15 protein-coding genes and 1 pseudogene are annotated in these 20,239 nt (G+C 33.4%); 12 read left to right on the top strand and 4 right to left on the bottom strand.

The window, feature by feature from the left end:
- The 4 genes and pseudogenes from A6M55_RS07495 to A6M55_RS07480 form a co-directional block, all read right to left on the bottom strand.
- Window positions 1-430: pseudogene (locus A6M55_RS07495) on the bottom strand (hypothetical protein); the annotation flags it as partial.
- Window positions 431-850: 420 nt separating this feature from the next.
- Window positions 851-2,497, bottom strand: a complete 1,647-nt coding sequence (pgi, locus tag A6M55_RS07490) for a glucose-6-phosphate isomerase (RefSeq protein WP_064197109.1) — start codon at window positions 2,495-2,497, stop codon at window positions 851-853.
- 91 nt (window positions 2,498-2,588) lie between these two features.
- Window positions 2,589-3,392, bottom strand: a complete 804-nt coding sequence (locus A6M55_RS07485; protein WP_082892949.1) for a glycoside hydrolase family 25 protein — start codon at window positions 3,390-3,392, stop codon at window positions 2,589-2,591.
- Window positions 3,393-3,566: 174 nt separating this feature from the next.
- On the bottom strand, window positions 3,567-4,202 hold the full coding sequence (locus A6M55_RS07480) for a peroxiredoxin (RefSeq protein ID WP_015030734.1): 636 nt from the start codon (window positions 4,200-4,202) through the stop codon (window positions 3,567-3,569).
- Window positions 4,203-4,421: 219 nt separating this feature from the next.
- Here A6M55_RS07480 and A6M55_RS07475 point away from each other — a divergent pair, with 219 nt between their 5' ends.
- The 12 genes from A6M55_RS07475 to A6M55_RS07420 all read left to right on the top strand — a co-directional run bounded on the left by A6M55_RS07475 (window position 4,422) and on the right by A6M55_RS07420 (window position 20,044).
- Window positions 4,422-5,048 carry an ABC transporter ATP-binding protein gene (locus tag A6M55_RS07475; RefSeq protein WP_064197108.1) on the top strand — a complete coding sequence of 209 codons (627 nt, stop codon included), beginning with the start codon at window positions 4,422-4,424 and terminating at the stop codon, window positions 5,046-5,048.
- 27 nt (window positions 5,049-5,075) lie between these two features.
- A complete protein-coding gene (locus tag A6M55_RS07470; protein WP_015030732.1) occupies window positions 5,076-6,275 on the top strand; it encodes an ABC transporter permease in 1,200 nt (399 codons plus the stop codon).
- Window positions 6,276-6,315: 40 nt separating this feature from the next.
- Window positions 6,316-6,768, top strand: a complete 453-nt coding sequence (locus tag A6M55_RS07465) for a DUF3299 domain-containing protein (RefSeq protein WP_015030731.1) — start codon at window positions 6,316-6,318, stop codon at window positions 6,766-6,768.
- Window positions 6,769-6,918: 150 nt separating this feature from the next.
- The gene (locus tag A6M55_RS07460; RefSeq protein ID WP_015030730.1) at window positions 6,919-7,470 is read left to right on the top strand and encodes a hypothetical protein; all 552 of its coding nucleotides are present in this window, start codon (window positions 6,919-6,921) and stop codon (window positions 7,468-7,470) included.
- Window positions 7,471-7,503: 33 nt separating this feature from the next.
- Window positions 7,504-8,097, top strand: coding sequence for a Holliday junction branch migration protein RuvA (ruvA, locus tag A6M55_RS07455; RefSeq protein ID WP_064197107.1), 594 nt, complete (start codon window positions 7,504-7,506; stop codon window positions 8,095-8,097).
- Between the two features lie 223 nt (window positions 8,098-8,320).
- Entirely contained in the window at window positions 8,321-15,481 is a 7,161-nt protein-coding gene (gene sprA, locus A6M55_RS07450; RefSeq protein WP_229235489.1) for a cell surface protein SprA, read from the top strand.
- A 124-nt stretch (window positions 15,482-15,605) separates the two neighbouring features.
- Window positions 15,606-15,983, top strand: a complete 378-nt coding sequence (gene gcvH / locus A6M55_RS07445) for a glycine cleavage system protein GcvH (protein WP_015030727.1) — start codon at window positions 15,606-15,608, stop codon at window positions 15,981-15,983.
- Window positions 15,984-16,096: 113 nt separating this feature from the next.
- Window positions 16,097-17,389 carry a dihydroorotase family protein gene (locus tag A6M55_RS07440; protein ID WP_064197110.1) on the top strand — a complete coding sequence of 431 codons (1,293 nt, stop codon included), beginning with the start codon at window positions 16,097-16,099 and terminating at the stop codon, window positions 17,387-17,389.
- Entirely contained in the window at window positions 17,376-17,921 is a 546-nt protein-coding gene (locus A6M55_RS07435; RefSeq protein WP_015030725.1) for a DUF4199 domain-containing protein, read from the top strand. The genes A6M55_RS07440 and A6M55_RS07435 overlap by 14 nt, the downstream gene beginning before the upstream one ends.
- Window positions 17,922-17,965: 44 nt before the next feature.
- Window positions 17,966-18,481 carry a DUF4199 domain-containing protein gene (locus A6M55_RS07430; protein WP_015030724.1) on the top strand — a complete coding sequence of 172 codons (516 nt, stop codon included), beginning with the start codon at window positions 17,966-17,968 and terminating at the stop codon, window positions 18,479-18,481.
- A gap of 29 nt (window positions 18,482-18,510) precedes the next feature.
- Complete coding sequence (gene gldF / locus A6M55_RS07425; protein ID WP_064197105.1) at window positions 18,511-19,233, top strand: gliding motility-associated ABC transporter permease subunit GldF; 723 nt, start codon at window positions 18,511-18,513, stop codon at window positions 19,231-19,233.
- 22 nt (window positions 19,234-19,255) lie between these two features.
- Entirely contained in the window at window positions 19,256-20,044 is a 789-nt protein-coding gene (locus tag A6M55_RS07420; RefSeq protein WP_064197104.1) for a PhzF family phenazine biosynthesis protein, read from the top strand.
- Window positions 20,045-20,239 lie beyond the last annotated feature (195 nt).

The following is a 20,239-nucleotide window of genomic DNA, read 5'->3' as shown; positions in this document are numbered from 1 at the left end:
TTTCATCTAATCTCTCATTAACGAGTAAATCAACATCGCTTGCTTTAGCCTTATCTAAGCACCAAAAAACACTTGACTCTAGTAAAGTCGTTTTTTCAACTGTTGATTGAAATTTGTTGTAAACCATTAAAAACTTGAAGTCAACTGGCACTTCGCTTTCTTTCAAAATGGGTTCTACAACAGGTAAAAATAGATTAAACTTATCAAGATTTTGGTGTAGCTGAATTTTATCATTTCTGATTTTCTCAAATTCTGTTTCCACAAGGTATTTAGTAACTTCAGTCAGTTGGAAAGTTACATTAGCAAACTTTATCTCGTATGGAATACTTGGGGCATTATCAGGAGTATTGTGAGCAAAGCAAAAAACTCTTCCCAAGTAAACCATCAGGAATAAAAGAGTTCGTGAATATTTGAAAGCACGTAAGTCCATCTTTAATTCTCAAATACTAATCAGAGAAGATCATAGTTTTTTGATGTACTTCTCTTATTAGATTGTGGCTATTTTTACTTTTTGGGTACGAGTTTGTATTTATTATACTGACAAATTAGGGAAGCATACTTTATTTTGATTCAAAGTTATGAGTTGAGTTTTTAATTTCCAAATTATAAAAGATATTTTTTTTCATAATTTTCGTATTTTTAATTTTTTCAAAAATAAATGAAAACAACAATTTGTTAGGTATTCTAGAATGAAAAAAAATTGACTTTAGTTAAAAAATATATTTAAACTAAAGTCAATTTTTATAGTAATAGATATCTATTAGTTAACACTAACGGAGTCTTTCTAAAGGGCAATGATTAATATTTCTTTCAAAATTAAAAAGAATAATTATTTCAAATCAATCAAAAACTACTTTCTCCACTTTTTGTATTGATTAATCAATGCATTAGTTGAACTATCATGGCTTTCAATTGCTTCATTTTCCGTCAATTCTGGATAGATTTTATTCGCTAATTGTTTACCTAATTCAACCCCCCACTGGTCAAAACTAAATACATTCCAAATAATACCTTGTACAAAAATTTTATGTTCGTACATTGCTATTAAGCTTCCCAACACTTTTGGTGTTACTTTTTTGACTAATATTGAGTTTGTTGGACGATTTCCTTCAAAAACTTTAAATGGAGCAATTTTTTCAATCTCTTCTTTCGATTTGCCAGTTAATTCAGCATCAACTTCCTCACGAGTTTTTCCATTCATTAAAGCCTCTGTTTGAGCAAAAAAGTTTGACAAAAGCATTTTATGATGTTCACCAAGTGGATTATGCGAAACTGCAGGAGCAATAAAATCTGCTGGAATTAATTTAGTACCTTGGTGAATTAGCTGGTAAAAAGCATGTTGGCCATTTGTACCTGGCTCACCCCAAATAATTGGTCCTGTTTGATAATTTACCTTATTGCCACTTCTATCAATATACTTACCATTAGATTCCATATCACCTTGTTGGAAATAAGCGGCAAAACGATGAAGGTATTGGTCGTATGGTAATATTGCCTGTGACTCGGCTCCATAAAAATTATTGTACCAAACCCCCAAAAGTGCTAAAATAACAGGAATATTCTTATCAAATTTTGTTGTGCGGAAATGATTATCCATCTCATGGGCACCTAATAATAATTGTTCGAAATTTTCGAAACCGATTGTACAAGCAATTGATAAACCAATAGCAGACCAAAGCGAGTACCTTCCTCCTACCCAATCCCAAAAACCAAACATATTCGCTGGGTCAATACCAAATTTTTCAACTTCTTTTTGGTTGGTAGAAATTGCAACAAAATGTTTCTTAACAAATTCAGGGTCAATGGCAGAAGCTAAAAACCAATTACGTGCAGAATGAGCATTAGCCATTGTTTCTTGAGTTGTGAAAGTTTTTGAGGCAATCATGAATAAAGTAGTTTCAGGATTAACTTTCTTCAACGTTTCTGCGATGTGAGTACCATCTACATTTGAAACGAAATGAATATTGATATTCTTTTTCTTATAAGGCTTTAAAGCTTCTGTTACCATAACTGGCCCCAAATCTGAACCACCAATTCCTATATTTACAATATCGGTAATTGATTTATTAGTATAACCTTTCCAAGAGCCTGAAATTAACTTTCCAGAAAACTCTTTCATTTTATCTAAAACCTCATTTACATCTGGCATCACATCTTTGCCATCAACCAAAATGGGGGCATTAGAACGGTTTCTTAAGGCAATATGTAATACTGAGCGATTTTCTGTCTGGTTAATCTTTTCACCTGTAAACATTTGTTCAATGGCATTTCCTAATTGACACTCATTTGCCAATTCAGCTAAATAAGCCATTGTTCGTTTATTGATATTATTTTTAGAATAGTCTAACAAAATATCATTGAATTTGATAGAAAATTTCTTAAAACGATTTTTATCTTCCGCAAAAAGTTCTTTTAAATGCTTTTTGCTCATTGTTTTATGGTGAGCTTTGAGTTTCTTAAAAGCAGGAGTCTGAGTAAAATTGATTGAGTTAAGCATGCTTTAGTTGTTACTTTAAATTAGTAATTTAATTCTTTAATGAAATCAAAACTCTAAAGTTCGACTTTCATCGAGCGTTAATTCTTGATATTTAATGAGTCGATTTTATACAAATGTCTTCTAAGTGACTCTTTGATGCTACAAATACATTAAAATCTACATTACCACTGATTCCATCAACAGTGCCATCGGTACTATGCTGCCAAAACATTAGTTTACTATCAGAGTAACCTTCTAATTTTTGGCTTTGATAGTCAGCAATCCATAGTGGATACGAATCGAAATTTCCTTTAATATATTGTCTGTAGATATGTCCATTAGTGTAAATTATTGGCTTTACACCGTAGTGGTTTTCTATGAGATTGATGAAGGTTTTTACATTTTCAAAAAGTTTGGCTCTTACACGCTTACTTGAACCTTGAACTTCAAAGTCAAGTACAGGTACAAAATCTCCTTCTTTTAAATTTACGGATTCAATAAAATTCTGAGCTTGTTCCACAGGATTAGCACTTGGTACATAAAAATGATACGCTCCACGAATAAGTCCCGTTTTTTTGGCTTCTCGCCAATTTTTACTAAAATCTTGGTCTTTTAAATCTTCTCCTTCAGTGGCCTTTATAAAGCAAAAACTTATTTCTACATTATCGTCAGTGCTGTGCTTCACTTTGTGCCAATCTATTTCATTATTATGATGAGAAACATCTATTCCATGAATGGTATAACGAAGCGGCAATTTTATTCCAAAGCTTTCAATATAAGTCCACTTTTGTCCATCACTCACATATACAGGATATAATGTGATAAGAGAAATAACGATTAAAATATAAACTCCTCTAATTGAAAAAATTTGATTTAAGACCCTTCTCCCCAAATTATCTTTTTTTTTCTTTCTCATTTACTTAATAGCAGTATTATCCTATCAATGTAGATGATTTAAATTTTATTGTGCAAAAGTACTTAAAAAGCACTTGAATCAAAACCCAATTGAGTGAAAACTGCTAAATTCAAAAAAAAAGTCAATCCATTGTAGATACAATGAATTGACATTCGATTCATTTCTAATAAAATATTATTTATTAGGTTGTGGAGTATAGCGTAAATAAGGCTTCACAACATTTACACCTTTAGGGAATTTTGCAATTGCGTCTTCAGTTGAAACTGCTGGTACAACAATTGTATCTTCACCATCTTTCCAGTCGGCTGGGGTAGCAACTTGGAAATTCGATGTAAGCTGTAAAGAATCAATTACTCTTAATAATTCATTAAAATTACGACCAGTAGATGCTGGATAAGTTAAGGTCAATTTCACCTTCTTATCTGGACCTATAATAAATACCGAACGAACAGTTGCTTTTTCTGATGCATTCGGATGAATCATATCATAAAGGGTAGCTACATTCTTATCAGCATCAGCGATGATAGGGAAGTTTACCGTCACGCCGTTTACTTCTTCAATATCTGGAACCCATTTGTTGTGAGAATCCAAATCATCTACCGAAACCGCGATAACCTTTACACCTCTTTTGGCAAAATCATCTTTTAATAATGCAGTTTTGCCAAGCTCAGTAGTACATACGGGCGTGAAATCGGCTGGGTGCGAAAACAACATACCCCAAGAATTACCTAACCATTCATGAAAATTGATTTTACCCTGTGTGGTTTCTGCGGTAAAATCTGGTGCGATATCTCCTAATCTCAATGACATAGTTTTGATTGTTTTAATTAAAAAAGAATATTAATCTACTTTTTTAGTAGAGAAGGTTTGTAAACCTATTTAAGTTCACAAATTTAAAGTTTTTTTTTTCTTAGCAAAACGAACGGCTTTCTAACGCTATCATATTTTTTTTGAATTGGTTTAGATACTGTTTGTAGTTATTGAGGCTTATGTTATATCTTTGGAGTAGTGAAACAAAACAAACTAAAAATGCTCACTTGCACAGATTTAAGTTTTTCATACGACAGTCAGAAATCTTTCAGTTTTCCATCTTTTAGCTGCGAAAAGGGAGAACCTTTACTTATACTTGGGAAATCAGGAACAGGCAAAACAACTTTATTACATTTATTAGCACTTTTATTAAAACCTACAAAAGGTTCAATAAAAATAAATGGACATGAACTCGCTTCACTGACTCCCAAAGAAGCAACTCAAATGCGAGCAAACCATGTAGGTATTATCTACCAAAAACCCCATTTTGTAAGCTCACTTAATGTACTCGATAATTTATTGCTGGCTAATTATTTGGCCGACCAAAAGCAATCTATTGAGCAAGCACAAAAACTTTCCGATAATTTAGGTATTAGTAATTTATTAGATAAAAAAACTAATTTACTGAGTGGCGGAGAACAACAAAGAGTGAGTATTGCAAGAGCATTAATGAATAACCCAGATGTGATACTTGCTGATGAACCCACATCGAATCTTGATGATGAAAACTGCGATAAAGTAATTCAATTACTTGAAAATCAATCAAAAAATATTGGTGCAGCCTTGGTAATTGTTACGCACGACCAAAGACTTAAAGATAACTTCAAAAACATCATCACACTTTAGTTTTCAATCAAAAACCAAAATTCAACAATGTTATTAAAAATAAGTTGGAAAAATATTCTTGACAAAAAATTAAACAGTTTTTTGTGCGTATTGTTGATGACCTTGGGCATTGCAATGATTTCATTATTAATGCTTTTAGGGAAACAATTACAAGATAAATTTGCCAAAAATATTAGTGGAATAGATTTAGTTGTAGGTGCCAAAGGAAGCCCTTTACAATTAATATTATCATCTGTTTATCAAATTGATAATCCAACTGGGAATGTTTATTTAGATGATGTGCAAAATATTGCACAAAATCCAATGGTTAAAGAAATGATTCCCCTTTCAATGGGTGATAATTACCAAGGGTACAGAATTTTAGGAACTAATAAAAAGTATTTTGAACATTTTAAGACTCAGTTGATTGATGGAAAAATGTTCAAAGGAAATTTAGAAGTAGTGTTAGGTGCCCAAACTGCCCAAAATACCGGATTAAAGATTGGAGATACCTTCGCAAGCTCGCATGGATTAGATGCAGCAGGCGAAAAACATGGAGAAAAAAATTACAAGGTTGTAGGTATATTAGATTTTAATAATTCGGTCGTTGATAACTTAATTTTAACAAGCTTAAATAGTGTTTGGAGTATTCATGACCATGCAGAAGGAGAACAGCACGAAGCCGAAGCTGATAGTACGGTAAAAAGAGAAATTACGAGTGCAATTATAAAATTTCGTTCTCCAATGGGTATGATGACAATGCCTAGAAATATTAATCAAAATTCAAAGCTACAAGCAGCCGTTCCTGCTATTGAAGTGAATCGTTTGTTTGAATTATTGGGTATCGGAATTGAGGGTTTGCAGTTTTTAGCAGCAGTAATTATGTTAATTTCTGGCATTAGTGTTTTTGTTTCCTTATATAATTCATTAAAAGAAAGAAAATACGAAATGGCTCTTATGCTTTCGATGGGGGCAAGTAGAACTCGTTTATTTCTAATGTTGTTATTAGAGGGTATTATCTTATCTTTGCTTGGTTTTATTGCAGGTATCGTTTTAAGCAGAACAGGTATTTACTTTATTTCTAAGGCATTAAGTCAAAAATTCCACTTTGATGTGAGTCAGTTTACTTTACAAACGGGTGAGGTTTATTTACTGATTGGGGCTTTATTTGTTGGAATTTTTGCCGCAGCTTTACCTTCAATTGGAATTTACAGAATTAATATTTCTAAAACTTTAGCAAGCGAATAATTCAAAACTTTATATTTTTGTTTCATCAACCTTTAAAACAATGAAAACATTTTCAAGAAGAGTAATATTAGGTCTTTTAGCCGTTTCTTTATTCTCATTTACATTTGCAGACGAACCAACAAAAATTACTTGGGAAACATTAAGAGATGTAACCTTCAAAAAGAAATGGAGTGCTGAAGAATCGATGTTTATCCTCTACCCTACTTTTGGAACAAAAGTTACTAATTTAAAAGATAAAGAAGTAGTTTTAACTGGATATATGATTCCTGTTGATGTTGATGCAAATGTCTATGTACTCTCTGCAAATCCATACAGTTCTTGCTTTTTCTGTGGAGGAGCGGGCCCAGAGTCTGTAGTACAAATTAAATTTAAAAAATCAACTAAGCGATTCAATACTGATGATAGAGTAACTGTAAAAGGTACACTCAAATTGAATGCCGATGATATTAATGAACTCAACTATATCTTAGTAAATACTGATTTAGTTTTGTAAAATGCTTTATAGGTGTATTTTTGCACAAATTTTAGGGCGTTAGATGTATAATCTAACGCTTTTTTATTGAATAATTTTACCTTTGATTTCGTTTGGTAAACAGTATTTCATACTTTTGAAAAAATCTTGAATTTTGAATATTAAAATACAATGAAAAAACTACTTTTTGCCATCATTACAATTTTGCTATTAAGTGCATCTTCACAAACTTTCGCACAGTATGATTACAACTGGGCTGCTGGTTTTCGTGTAGGAGAGCCTCTCGGTTTTAATTTAAGAAAATATTTTCAAAACGGAGACAAAGCATTTGATGTAAATGTGGGCACTTATGGTTTTATCTATAATCGCCAAAGAAGTTATAATGGCGGAGAATATAGAACTGCTGGTTTAATGGTTCAAGGTATTTATTTATGGCATTCTGAGATACTCCGACGCAGTTGGGCTCATGTTTACTATGGAGGCGGTGCACAAATTAATAATCGAACTCATTACTTTTTTTCAAGAAATGTAACTCCTCCACAGGAAATTCGCTCAAAAAAAATATCATTGGGGCCAACAGGATTAGCTGGTTTAGAACTAAAATTACCCAATCAACCGATTGGATTTTTCATTGATGCTGGCTTATATGTTGAAGCCTTACCTTCACCATTTTTCTTAAATCCACAAATCAGTTCAGGATTAAGACTGAATGTTATTAAGTAATCAATTTAATTACTTATTACCCATACCCATAAAATGATTGCATATCTCGACGGCAAATTGGCTTATAAAGACCCTTCATACGTTATTATTGATGTAGGCGGAGTAGGTTATCAAGTAAAAATATCCCTTCAAACTTATGCGGCACTCCATAACACTGGAGAACGCTGTAAATTACATACCTTACTCATCGTACGTGAAGATTCACATACCTTATTTGGATTTCACGATGCTGAAGAAAAAGTACTTTTTGAAGACTTAACAAGTGTTTCGGGGATTGGTCCAAGTACTGCTTTAGTAATGCTTTCTTCACTTTCATCGGGAGAAATTAAACACGCCATTGTAAGTGAAGATGTAAAAACTATTCAAAGTATTAAGGGAATAGGTTTGAAAACCGCTCAAAGAGCCATTATCGAATTGAAAGATAAACTCAAGAAAGACAATTTGGTAAACAACATTACGCCAAGTATTTTTGAGCCAGCCAATGCTAAAATTCGGAGTGAATCGTTGGCAGCCTTAGTTATGCTTGGTATTCCTAGAGCAACTGCAGAAAAAAGTATTGATGCAATTCTGAAACGTGAAGGAAATGATATTACTGTTGAGCAACTTATAAAATTGGCTCTTCGATGATCAATCAATCAATAGTAAGTCAAAATTTTGCAATTGAGGTTTATTAAACGGTACTTCAAATTCTTTATACTAAAAAAACATACTAATTTTACTATTATCGTAGACTATTGGCAAGGTTTTAGTCGTTTAGTCAATGATACTCCTATTGAATTTTCCTAAATACTGTATGTTCAGACAGCTATTAAAATTAAATTGTGTTACTTTCATACTATTTTTTTATTTCTTGAGCCTTCTATGTGTACAAACTACACAAGCTCAAAATCGTAAAAAAATTAATACTTCTATTGAAAAAAGCAATGCCGACTCGCTTGCTGTTCCTGTGCTTGATACTGCAATTGTACGTTCAGGAAGCAAACCGAATTATCGTTGGCAAGACCGTTATTTGAACCGTTATGCCGCTAAAATTCCACAATCACCTTTTTATCAAAGAGACCCCAAAAACGTCATAACTGATTTTAGTCTTTCTCCTAATTCAAAGGAAATTTCAATCACTGAAAAAGTAGGAAAAAAGCTTGATTACAAAATTCCTCAAACACTTACATTCAATGAGTATTCAAGTATTCAAAATGCAAATGTTAGAAGAAGTATTTTACGAGATTTTGAAAATCTACAAGATGGAAAAAGTGCAGTTAGTGGTCGTGGTTTAAGACCATTACTTGAGAAAAACCCAGTAGTTGACAGAATTTTTGGTGGAAGTTTGCCCGATTTAAAACCAAATGGATTTGTAACACTTGATTTTCAACTAATCAGACAATTTATTGATAATCCTTTTTTGCCTCTCATTCAACGAAAGCAAACACTTTTCAATTTCAATGAGCAAATTAATATCAATTTTAATGGCAAAATTGGGGATAAATTAGGGGTACTAACAAATTTAGATACCAAAGCAGCCTTTAATTTTGAAAATCAGTTAAAATTAAATTTCAAAAATCAACCAGAAGACATTCTTCAGAAAGTTGAAGGCGGTAATATAAGTATGCCTGTTAAGAGTCAATTAATTCCCGGAGTTCAGAACCTAATGGGTGTAAAAGCAGGGTTTAAATTAGGAAAACTTGATATTACGGCGGTTGTTGCTCAACAACGTTCTAGAACCGAATCAATTGTGCTCAATGGTGGCACTCAGAATAGAACATTTGAAATCCGTTCTGATTATTATGACGAAAACAGGCACTTCTTCATTGGACAATTTTTTAGAGATAATTACGAGAAATCACTCAGAAACTTACCATTAGTACTTTCAGGTGTAAAAATAACCCGCTTGGAAGTTTATGTAACCAATCGCACCAATTCTATCGAAAGCATGCGAAACCTCACTGCTTTTACGGATTTAGGTGAATTACCTGATGCAAACGGAAAATATAATGTAATTGGAAATGATGCTACGCCACTTTATGACAAGCTAAATAAAAATCCGAATTTTAGAAGAGTCGATGATAGTACAGGAACGCTTGCTAATATGGGTTTAAAAAAAGGAATTGATTATGAAGTACTTCGTGGAGCGAAAAGATTGACAGAAAGAGAGTTCAAGTATAATTCAGAATTAGGCTATATTTCATTAGTTACTCCACTTAGAAACGATGAGATTTTAGCAGTTGCCTACGAATATACCTACAATGGAAGAACCTATAAAGTTGGAGAGCTAACCGAAGATTATTCTTCTCGCAGAGAAGATGAAGTTATCGTTTTAAAACTCATTAAATCCTCAACTATTCGTAATCGTACAAATAGTCCTATGTGGAATTTAATGATGAAAAATATATATTCATTAGGAACTCCGGGTATTGGAAAACAAGGTTTTCAACTAAGAATCATTTATAAAGATGACCGTACTGGAATGGATACGCCAAATTTACAAGAAGGGCGTAAACTTCAAAATATTCCTCTAATTAGGATAATGAATCTGGACAGATTGAATCCTAATAATGACCCACAACTTCCTGATGGTGATGGTAATTTTGACTTTGTTGAAGACATCACGATTGATACAAAAATGGGGAAATTAATTTTTCCTGTGCTCGAACCATTTGGTAGTACACTTGCAGCCAAATTTGATTTAGATGAGCAATCCTTGAAAGACAAGTATGTTTTCAATGAGCTTTATCGAACCACAATGACTGATGCTCAACAAGTTACGACTAAAAATAAGTTTTTTATTAGAGGAAGTCTTCAAGCAAGTAATGCTTCAGAAATCTCATTGCCGCTGGGAGCATCAGGCCAATCAGTTAGAATTTATGCTGGAGGAGTACAGCTACAAGAGGGTGTTGATTATACAGTTGAACCACAACTCGGAAAAATCAGAATCATCAACCAAAGTATATTGAATTCGTCTCGCCAAATTCGAATTGAATGGGAAAAGCCTGATTTGTTTAACACTCAGCGTAGAATTATGCTTGGAACGAGGTTGGATTATAATCTAAGTAAAGACATTCATATCGGGGCCACAGCTATGACCCTTCGAGAAAGTACTCCAGGGTTTTTGACAAGGGTGGCGATTGGACAAGAACCTGTCAATAATACTATCTTGGGAGTTGACTTGAATTTAAGAAAAGATTCCCGTTTCATTACAAGGATGCTCGATGCGTTGCCTTTGATTCAAACGAAAGAGATGTCATCCATTCAATTGACAGCCGAATATGCAAAACTTATTCCTGCAGTTAACGACAAGCGAATTGGTGGCAATGCCATGATTGATGATTTTGAATCAACTCGAAATATTAATGATTTAACACGTCAGCCTACACGTTGGCGTCCGGGTTCAACCCCAGAAAGATTTCAAGGAAGTGCTACAAGTTACGATTATAATTATCGTAGAGCCAAAATGTCAGTTTATACGGTTGACCAAACTACATATTTTAGTGGTGGGTTTGGTTCGGGGGCTTTACCTGAATATGTGACTACTGAAGCTAGTAATAATTTATACGAAAAAGCCTTTACCCCAAATCAAATATTTACTGGACGTTCATTACCAGCATTTAATTCATCAATTCCGCTCAACATTCTTGATATCAGCTATTTCCCATCAGAAAGAGGGCTCTACAATTATAATGCAAACCTAGATAATAATGGATATTTAGCCAATCCAAAAGAAAATTTTGGCTCGGTTATGCGTGGAATTACTGCCGATAATGACTTCGAAAATGCCAATACAGAGTATCTTACATTTTGGATGTTAAATCCATTTGTTGATGTTGTAAGAGATGGTTCCCCTAATGGAAATAAGAAAAATACAACAGGTGGTAAATTACTTTTCCATTTAGGAGATATTTCTGAAGATTTTATTCCAGATAGTAGAAATAACTTTGAAAATGGCTTACTTCCCAATGGTAGCTCAGCATCAACCCCAATAACAACTCGTTGGGGGAAGGCTCCGAGTGTCCAATTTTTAACCGATGCCTTTGATAACCAATCAGGTTCACGTGAAAAACAAGATGTGGGTTTAGACGGTTTGAGCAATGCAGAAGAAAGGGAATTTCCTCACATCAAAAGGTTTTTAGATGACATCAAAGGAAAAGTAAACTCCAACACTTTTAATGAAATTGCTAAAGACCCATCGGGTGATGATTTCAAGTTTTTCATAGACGCTGATTATGATGAGCAAAAGAAAAACCTTCTTCAAAGATTTAAAAACTATTTAGGTGTTGAAAATAATTCGCCTCAAAACCAAAATCAAAACTCTAATACAGCGACACCTGCAAACTCTGTAACCCCAGACAAAGAAGATATCAATGCAGATAATACCATTAATGATGTTGAAAATTATTATGAGTACGAAATAGATTTGCGTCCAAACAAGATGGATGTTGGACAAGGTTTTATTGTTGACAAAGTAAATGTTCCAGGAACTGAAGCGACTTGGTATTTATTCAGAATTCCAGTAAAGCAATTTACTCGTAAGTATGGCGATATCAATGGTTTTAAATCCATTCGATTTATGCGTACTGTTTTGACAGATTTCGAACAACCTGTTGTGCTTAGATTTGCTTCTTTACAATTAGAATCTAATCAATACCGTGTGTATGATAAAAATCTGAGTAATGCAGGATTAACTGAGGTACCCGAACCATACGATGCTAAGTTCAAAGTAGGTGTAGTTAGTATTGAAGAAAATGGTTGCTCAGATGATGGTCAAAACTGTAATGTGAAAGAAGGAAAAACACCATACGTAGTACCGCCAGGGTTTATTCGTGACCAAGATGTGACGCAACAACAATTCAATATTAGATTCAACGAACAATCACTTTCTTTGGGTGTAACTAACCTTAGAGATGGAGATTCAAGAGCTGTTTTTAGAAATACAAGAGTAGATATGCTCAATTATAAAAGATTGAGAATGTTTATTCATGCCGAAAATGATGCCAATAATGATAAAGAAGTGGGTGGTGCGTTTATTAGAATTGGTACCGATAATACTGAGAATTACTATGAAATAGAAATTCCACAACTAAAAATGACTCCTAAAGGCTCAACTAATGAAACCATTATTTGGCCTGATGAAAATGCCATTGATATTGACTTGAAAGAGTTAGTGGCTTTAAAAGCAGAAAGAAACCGTGTGGCAAAGAATCTTTCAGTTTTGTATTCAAAAGCTACCGAAGATAATAAGTTTAAGATTTCGGTTATGGGAAATCCTGACTTAAGTACAGTGTTAACCATCATGTTGGGTGTAAGAAACTCAAAATCTGTCGATGAAGCCCCTAATACATTTTTAGTTTGGATGAATGAATTGCGTGCTTATGGATTCGACCAAAATTCAGGAGATGCTGCCCTTCTAGCTGCCAATATCAAACTAGCTGATATCGCAACTGTCACTATTAATGGCAACTATAAAGGATTCGGCTATGGAGGTGTACAAGATAAAATCTCTGAACGTGCAAGAGATACTGGCAAAGGTATTGGTATTGCCTCAAATATTGAATTAGATAAATTATTACCAGAAAAATGGGGTTTAAAAATACCTTTTTTTATCAATTTTGATAAACAAACCATTACTCCTCATTTCAATCCTCTCGACCCTGACATGACCTTAGAGATGGCCTTGGCAAATATTTCTAATCCGGCAGAAAGAGAAAGATACAGAAGATTAGTAGTTGATGAGAATACAAGAAGAGGATTTAACTTCTCGAATGTTAGAAAAATCAAAACTAAAGAAGGTGCAAAATCTCATTTATATGATATCGAAAATTTCACGTTTACTTATGCCCAAAATAACATCAATAGAAGTAATATTTTAATTGATGAATATGCTTTGAATCAATATAAAGGAGGACTTAGCTATCAATTCCAACCCAAACAAATCAACTGGGAGCCTTTTAAAGCAAATAAATCCCTTGAAAGACCATTGTTCTATTGGCTAAAAGACTTCAATTTTTCCCCTTTACCAACAGTTGTTGCTTTTAGAGCCGACTTTGATAGAAGTTTTGCAAAAACTCAACTTCGAAATTCTGACTTAACTACCACTGGAATTATTCCAATGTATGAGAAATACTTTTTAATGAATCGTTTTTATGATTTACAATGGAATTTAACCAAAAGTATTCTCTTGAATTATTCAGCATCTATGAATGCTATTATAGACGAACCTCAAGGTGATTTGAATACTCAAAAGAAAATTGATTCACTTTTGACGAATTTAAGGAGATTAGGGCGTGCGAAGAACTTTAGTCAGGAAATGAGATTTACCTATCGTTTACCTCTCGATAAGTTTTTCTTATTAGACTGGATTACAGCTGATGCCAAGTATAATAATCAATTTAATTATCAGGCTGTTTCTTTAAATATTCTTGATGAATTTAATATTCCATTTGGAAATACCATAAGAAATGGAAGAGACAGAGGGGTCAGAGGAAAAGTTGACTTTGTGAAACTGTATAACAAAGCAAAATATCTACGATTCGCCAATAGCCCTACTCCTCCGAAGAAAAGGTTTACAAGAAACCCTGGCGACGATGAAAATATTGAAGTTCAGTCAAGTAATTTAGCCAAAAGCTTTACTCGTCTATTGATGACAGTAAGAGGCATTGACTACGATTATTCAATTACCGAAACGTCTATTTTGCCTGGTTTTATGCCTGCTCCTAGGTTCTTTGGTTTGACGTCATTTAGTAGTGATAATGCACCTGGATTGGGTTTTGTAATGGGTCAACAAGACCCGAATTTTCAAATAAAGGCGGCCAATAATGGCTGGCTTTCAAAAACTACTGCCCAAACTCAACCGTTTACGCAAACCCGACAAATTAAATTTAGTTACCGAACAACACTTGAACCAAACAAAGATTTGAGAATTCAAATTAGTGGTAACATGAGCCGTGGAGATACCTATCAAGAATATTATACCGCAGATGCTGGGGGTGGATATAGTGCTAAAAGTCCTGTTAGAAATGGTAATTTCGGGATGTCATTCTGGGGTTTCCGCACTGCTTTCCAAAGGATGAGTACTGATAGTGGTAGCAATTACCAATATCAAGTATTTGACAATATGCTTAAATATCGCAACCAAATGATTGAAAATCAACAATCAATTGGAGTAGAACAATATAGTAAAAACTCTCAAGATATTTTAATTCCTGCTTTCTTCGCCGCTTACAGTGGAAAAGCAGACCGTGCAAGAATTGGATTTAACCCATTTAATCCAAATAATAGACGAATCAATTTACCTCTTCCAAACTGGCGTATTGATTACAGTGGCTTAGCCAATTTAGAGCCATTCAAGAGAATATTTAGTTCAATTACCATCAATCATAGCTATACATCAAACTTTAATGTTGGTAATTTCACATCATCTCTTGAATACAATAAGACCAATATTGCTATCAACTTAGCACAAAAAGGTTATCCTTTACCTTCATCGGATATGCTCAATTCACTTGGCCAGTTTATTCCAGTATTTGTGATGAGTACCATTACAATTGATGAAAAATTTGCTCCATTTATTGGTGTGCAATTTGTAACTAAAAGCAAAATTTCTGGAAAATTTGAGTATAATAAAGAAAGAAGAGCATCTTTGAATTTATCCAACTCGCAAATTGCTGAATATTCAAGTGATGATTTTGTATTTAACTTCGGATTTAAGAAAAATAATGTCAAATTGCCTTTACGTGGTAGAGACGGAAAAATTATTACTCTTAAAAATGATTTGAATTTACAATTCAACTTGACTTTGAGAGATATTAAAGGAATCCAGAGGAGGTTAGATGGCGACCCACAACCAACACAAGGAAATTATAATTTTCAGGTGGGTCCAAGAATTTCTTATCAAATCAACAAAAGAATCTTGATGAACTTTTACATAGACCATTTGGTTAATCGACCTTTTGTAACGAACTTCTCTTATCCTAGAACAACTACAACAGGAGGACTAAATGTTAGGTTTAGTTTATCTGAATAAAATAGAAAAGGCAAATCAAATGATTTGCCTTTTCTATTTCTGATTTCAAAAGTTTTTAATCTACATTTTCAGTTTTCCAACATTTGCTGTAACTTGCAGTCAAATTTTAAAACTTTCATCAATAATGAATTTTCCTGCTGACCTACGCTACACAAGCGAACACGAATGGATTAGAATTACCGAAGGGAATGTTGCGGTAATTGGAATTACAGATTTTGCTCAGAGCGAATTGGGCGATATTGTATTTGTAGAAATTGAAACTGCTGGACAAACATTAGCAGCAAACGAAATTTTTGGAACTGTTGAAGCAGTAAAAACTGTATCAGATCTTTTCCTACCAGTTGCTGGAAAAATTCTTGAAGTAAATCCAGCATTAGCAAATTCACCAGAATTAGTCAATTCAGACCCATATGGTGATGGTTGGATGGTGAAAGTTGAGGTTGAAAACCTTGCCGATGTTGAAGCATTAATGGATGCCACTACTTACCAAGCAAGTATCTAATCCGATGGTTGCTATGGCTCGATAATATTATAGAAAATGCCCTAATGAGGGCATTTTTTTTGAAATTTAATCTCAATCATACATTACGTTTGAGCGAAACAATAAAATTTAACATGAAAATTTTATTAAAATCAGTAAAAATTATTGATAAATCATCAAAATATAATGGGACGACTCAAGATATTTTGGTTGTTGATGGAATTATCAGAGAAATTGCAGAAAATATAACTGCTGAAGATACAAAAACTATCAGCGGAGAAAATTTGCATGTTTCGGCTGGATGGTTTGACCTCAGAGTTTCACCCAAAGACCCCGGTTATGAATCAAAAGAAGATTTAAACACTTTAACTAATGCAGCTCTAGCAGGCGGTTTTACTGAAATTGTTACCCTCCCCAATACTAAACCCGTAGTACAAAGCAAAGAGGCGATTGCCTACGTAAAAAACTTTGCTGCGTCACAAATCTTAAATATTCATCCAACTGGGGCTGTTACTAAAAATTGTGAAGGAAAAGATTTTACCGAAATGTTAGACATTTATCATGCAGGAGCAGTTGCTTTTACAGATGGAGACCATACACTTTGGAATGCTGATATTCTTTTAAAAACCTTACAATATTTAGCTCCAATTGACGCTCTTTTAATGAATCGTCCGGAAGAACCTTCAATGACTATTTTCGGACAAATGCATGAAGGTATTGAAAGTACGATTTTAGGTATGAAAGGAATCCCTTCTACCGCTGAAGAGTTGATGCTTATGCGTGATTTGAAACTTTTAGAATATTATTTGGGTGATTCAAAGAAAGATAAAAGTTGTCTGCATTTCCAAACTATTTCAACTAAAGAAGGAGTAGCATTAATCAGAGAAGCTAAACAAAAAGGACTTCCCGTAAGCTGTGATATTGCCGCTCATCAATTAGCTTTTACTGATAAAGATTTACATACTTTTGACACAAATCTTAAGGTAAACCCACCATTTAGAACCCAAGATGATATTGAGGCTTTAAAAGTTGGACTAGCAGATGGTACAATAGATGCTGTTGTTTCAGACCATAATCCACAAGATGAAGAATCGAAAAACCTTGAATTTGATATGGCCGATTTTGGTATCATTTCTCTTGAAACAACCTTTGCCACGCTTAATCAATTTTCACAATTACCGATTGAAAAACTCATCGAAAAAATAACTTGCAATCCACGTAAGTTATTAAGATTACCATCCGTTAGTGTAAATATCGGTGAAGAAGCAAACTTAACCATCTTTAATCCAACACACGAGTGGGAATATCAAACAAAAGATATAAAATCTAAAGCAAAGAACTCTCCATTTATTGGTAAAACATTAAAAGGGAAAGCAATTGCTGTAATCAACAAGCATAAAGTACATATCAACAATGTTGAAAAATAAAATTTTAAAGTATTCAATAACGTATGGTGCAATTGCGGCAGCTGTCTGTATTATCATTGCCCTCATACAATATTATGGATTAGATAAAAGTCCATTTGGTCGATACAAAATTCCAGCTTTTGGCATCAATATCATTTTTGTAATTGTAGCGGTTTGGGTCTATCGGGCAAATAACTTAGGAGTATTGACATTCACTGAAGGTTTTTCGGTTGGATTCATGACAAATCTTATTGCCGCTCTAATCACAGGAATTGTATATTTCATATTCATTCAGTTGATTGATAAACCGTATGGGAATAATCACGCAATAATGCTTTGGGTCCAGGAAAATATCAAAGGAATTGAAAAAATTAAAGAAACACATGTTAAAAATTTTGGTTTGCAGGAGTATGAAATCTTACTTCAACAAGCCAAAGAAGTTCCTACTGCTCTGTATGTATTTTTAGATGAAGTTGTAAAAAAACAATTAGTAATAGTTGCTATCACAATTATATCAATAATATTTAGAAGACACACTTTTACGATTTCATAAGATTTCGTTAGCTTTACTTAAAATTAACCTAACTCTGAACTAAAATGGAAAAACCTTCAACAGCTCGAATTGCTCTTAAATGGGGAATTATCACCGCTATCATGATAATGATATACACCGTATTATTATACGTTACAGGATTTTTCAAAAACCCAGCATTATCTTGGATTCCATTCATATTGTTACTATTTGGAATAATTATGTCATTGCGAGAGTATAAATCATTAAATGACAAATTTCTCAATTTTAGTGAAGGACTTGGCTTAGGTACGTTAATGAGCACAGTTTGTGGTTTGATTGCTGCCATGTTTAATTACATATATATAAAATTTATTGATACAACCATAATTCAACAAATGCGTGAATTACAAATTGAGCAAATGGAGAATCAAGGCCTTTCACAAGCACAAATTGACCAAGCTATGGAAATAGCTTCAAGATTTGCAACGCCAGGTTTAACATTTATTTTCTCAGTAATTGGATATGTACTTTTTGGGTTTGTTTTTTCGTTAGTGGTGTCAGCAATTGTCAAAAACTCAAAACCTGAGATTGATTTCTAATTATGTGAAAATAAAATAAGGATTTTAAGATGCTTTCAATATTAAAAAAAGAACTTTATAGCTTTCTCAATTCATTAGTTGCTTATATAGTAATCGGTGTTTTTTTAGTCATTGTGGGCTTATTTACTTGGTTCTTTGACTCAAATGTACTTGATTATGGCTATGCCGATTTGAATAATTTCTTTCAGTTAACACCATTTATTTTTATTTTTCTGATTCCTGCCATTACTATGAGGTCTTTATCAGAAGAATACAAAACCGGAACGATTGAGTTATTATTTACCAAACCCTTGAGCGAGTGGCAAATAATCATAGGAAAGTTTTTAGCGAGTTTTTTACTCATTGCAATTGCCTTACTCCCAACCCTACTTTATTATTACTCAATTTATCAATTAGGAAGTCCAAAAGGAAACATTGATTCTGCTGCGGTTAGTGGCTCTTACCTAGGCTTACTTTTACTAGGAGCAACATTTGCAAGTATTGGCTTATGGTCATCTTCAATAACTGATAATCAAATCATTGCATTTATCATTGGTGCTTTGTTTTGCTATATTATTTATGATGGAATTCAACAATTAGCCAATGTTTTCACAGGAACAACCCAATATTTTATTAATTTTTTGAGTCTTTCATATCATTATGATGCTCTTGGAAGAGGCTTAATTGACTCAAAAAATATTATTTACTTGTTAAGTATCATATTTTTGATGCTTTATTTGAGTAAACAAAACATAAGCTTGAAAAAAAACTAGAATATTCAAAAATACTTCATCAATGCAATTACCAATTTACCAAGTTGATGCTTTTTCAGATAAACTATTTGGTGGAAATCCAGCAGCAGTTGTACCACTAAAAGAATGGTTATCTGATGAAGTCATGCAAAAAATTGCCTTAGAAAATAACCTTTCAGAGACTGCTTTCTTTGTTCATACCAATGATGGATTTGATATCAGATGGTTTACGCCAGCCATTGAAGTCAATCTCTGTGGACATGCCACTTTAGCAACAGCTTATGTTATTTTTAATGTACTCAAATATTCAAAGGATATAATCAATTTTGGCTCGAAAAGTGGAGTATTAAAAGTTCGTAAAGATGGGAAATGGCTTGAACTAGATTTTCCAGTTCAAGAAACCAAACCTGCCGCTGCACCAGAAGGGCTGATTGAATCATTGGGAAAAACACCCAAAGAAATCTATCGAGCATCCGATGACTACTTATTAATTTATAATTCTCAGAAAGATATTGAAGAAATAAACCCCAATTTTAGTGCTTTGAAAAACATTCAAGCAAGGGGAATTATAGTTACCGCAAAAGCAAAATCTAAAAAAATCGACTTCGTCTCAAGATTTTTTGGTCCAGGTGCAGGTATTGATGAAGACCCAGTTACGGGTTCTGCACATACGAAGCTGGTACCTTACTGGGCGAATATATTAGGAAAAACCGAACTCAATGCCGAGCAAATTTCAGAGCGTAAAGGTTATTTAAAATGTAAATTGGTCAATGATAGGGTTTTGATGGCAGGTAAAGCAAGACTCTATTTAAAAGGAAAAATCACTATTTAAAATACAAAAATGAGATTCATAATACTGAGTCTCATTTTTTTTAATATTTTTTTTGATAATTCTCATAAAACATTTATATTAAAACACTTGACACCCCCTACTTCGATTTTGTACCTTTGCATTCTTTAAAAGTAGATTTTAATATAATTCTTCACAAAAACGCTGTAAACTCAATACCCCAAGCATCAGCGAATA

It is taken from the genome of Emticicia sp. MM, from assembly GCF_001649495.1.
This window is presented reverse-complemented; position numbering and strand designations above follow the sequence as displayed.

Bases quoted from the DNA above. Each gene is read 5' to 3' on its own strand.
- A6M55_RS07460 (WP_015030730.1), top strand. From the start codon at position 6,919: ATGAAAAAACTACTTTTTGCCATCATTACAATTTTGCTATTAAGTGCA.
- A6M55_RS07440 (WP_064197110.1), top strand. From the start codon at position 16,097: ATGAAAATTTTATTAAAATCAGTAAAAATTATTGATAAATCATCAAAA.
- A6M55_RS07430 (WP_015030724.1), top strand. From the start codon at position 17,966: ATGGAAAAACCTTCAACAGCTCGAATTGCTCTTAAATGGGGAATTATC.
- gcvH (WP_015030727.1), top strand. From the start codon at position 15,606: ATGAATTTTCCTGCTGACCTACGCTACACAAGCGAACACGAATGGATT.
- ruvA (WP_064197107.1), top strand. From the start codon at position 7,504: ATGATTGCATATCTCGACGGCAAATTGGCTTATAAAGACCCTTCATAC.
- A6M55_RS07420 (WP_064197104.1), top strand. From the start codon at position 19,256: ATGCAATTACCAATTTACCAAGTTGATGCTTTTTCAGATAAACTATTT.
- A6M55_RS07480 (WP_015030734.1), bottom strand. From the start codon at position 4,202: ATGTCATTGAGATTAGGAGATATCGCACCAGATTTTACCGCAGAAACC.
- pgi (WP_064197109.1), bottom strand. From the start codon at position 2,497: ATGCTTAACTCAATCAATTTTACTCAGACTCCTGCTTTTAAGAAACTC.
- gldF (WP_064197105.1), top strand. From the start codon at position 18,511: ATGCTTTCAATATTAAAAAAAGAACTTTATAGCTTTCTCAATTCATTA.
- A6M55_RS07485 (WP_082892949.1), bottom strand. From the start codon at position 3,392: ATGAGAAAGAAAAAAAAAGATAATTTGGGGAGAAGGGTCTTAAATCAA.
- A6M55_RS07475 (WP_064197108.1), top strand. From the start codon at position 4,422: ATGCTCACTTGCACAGATTTAAGTTTTTCATACGACAGTCAGAAATCT.
- A6M55_RS07465 (WP_015030731.1), top strand. From the start codon at position 6,316: ATGAAAACATTTTCAAGAAGAGTAATATTAGGTCTTTTAGCCGTTTCT.
- A6M55_RS07470 (WP_015030732.1), top strand. From the start codon at position 5,076: ATGTTATTAAAAATAAGTTGGAAAAATATTCTTGACAAAAAATTAAAC.
- A6M55_RS07435 (WP_015030725.1), top strand. From the start codon at position 17,376: ATGTTGAAAAATAAAATTTTAAAGTATTCAATAACGTATGGTGCAATT.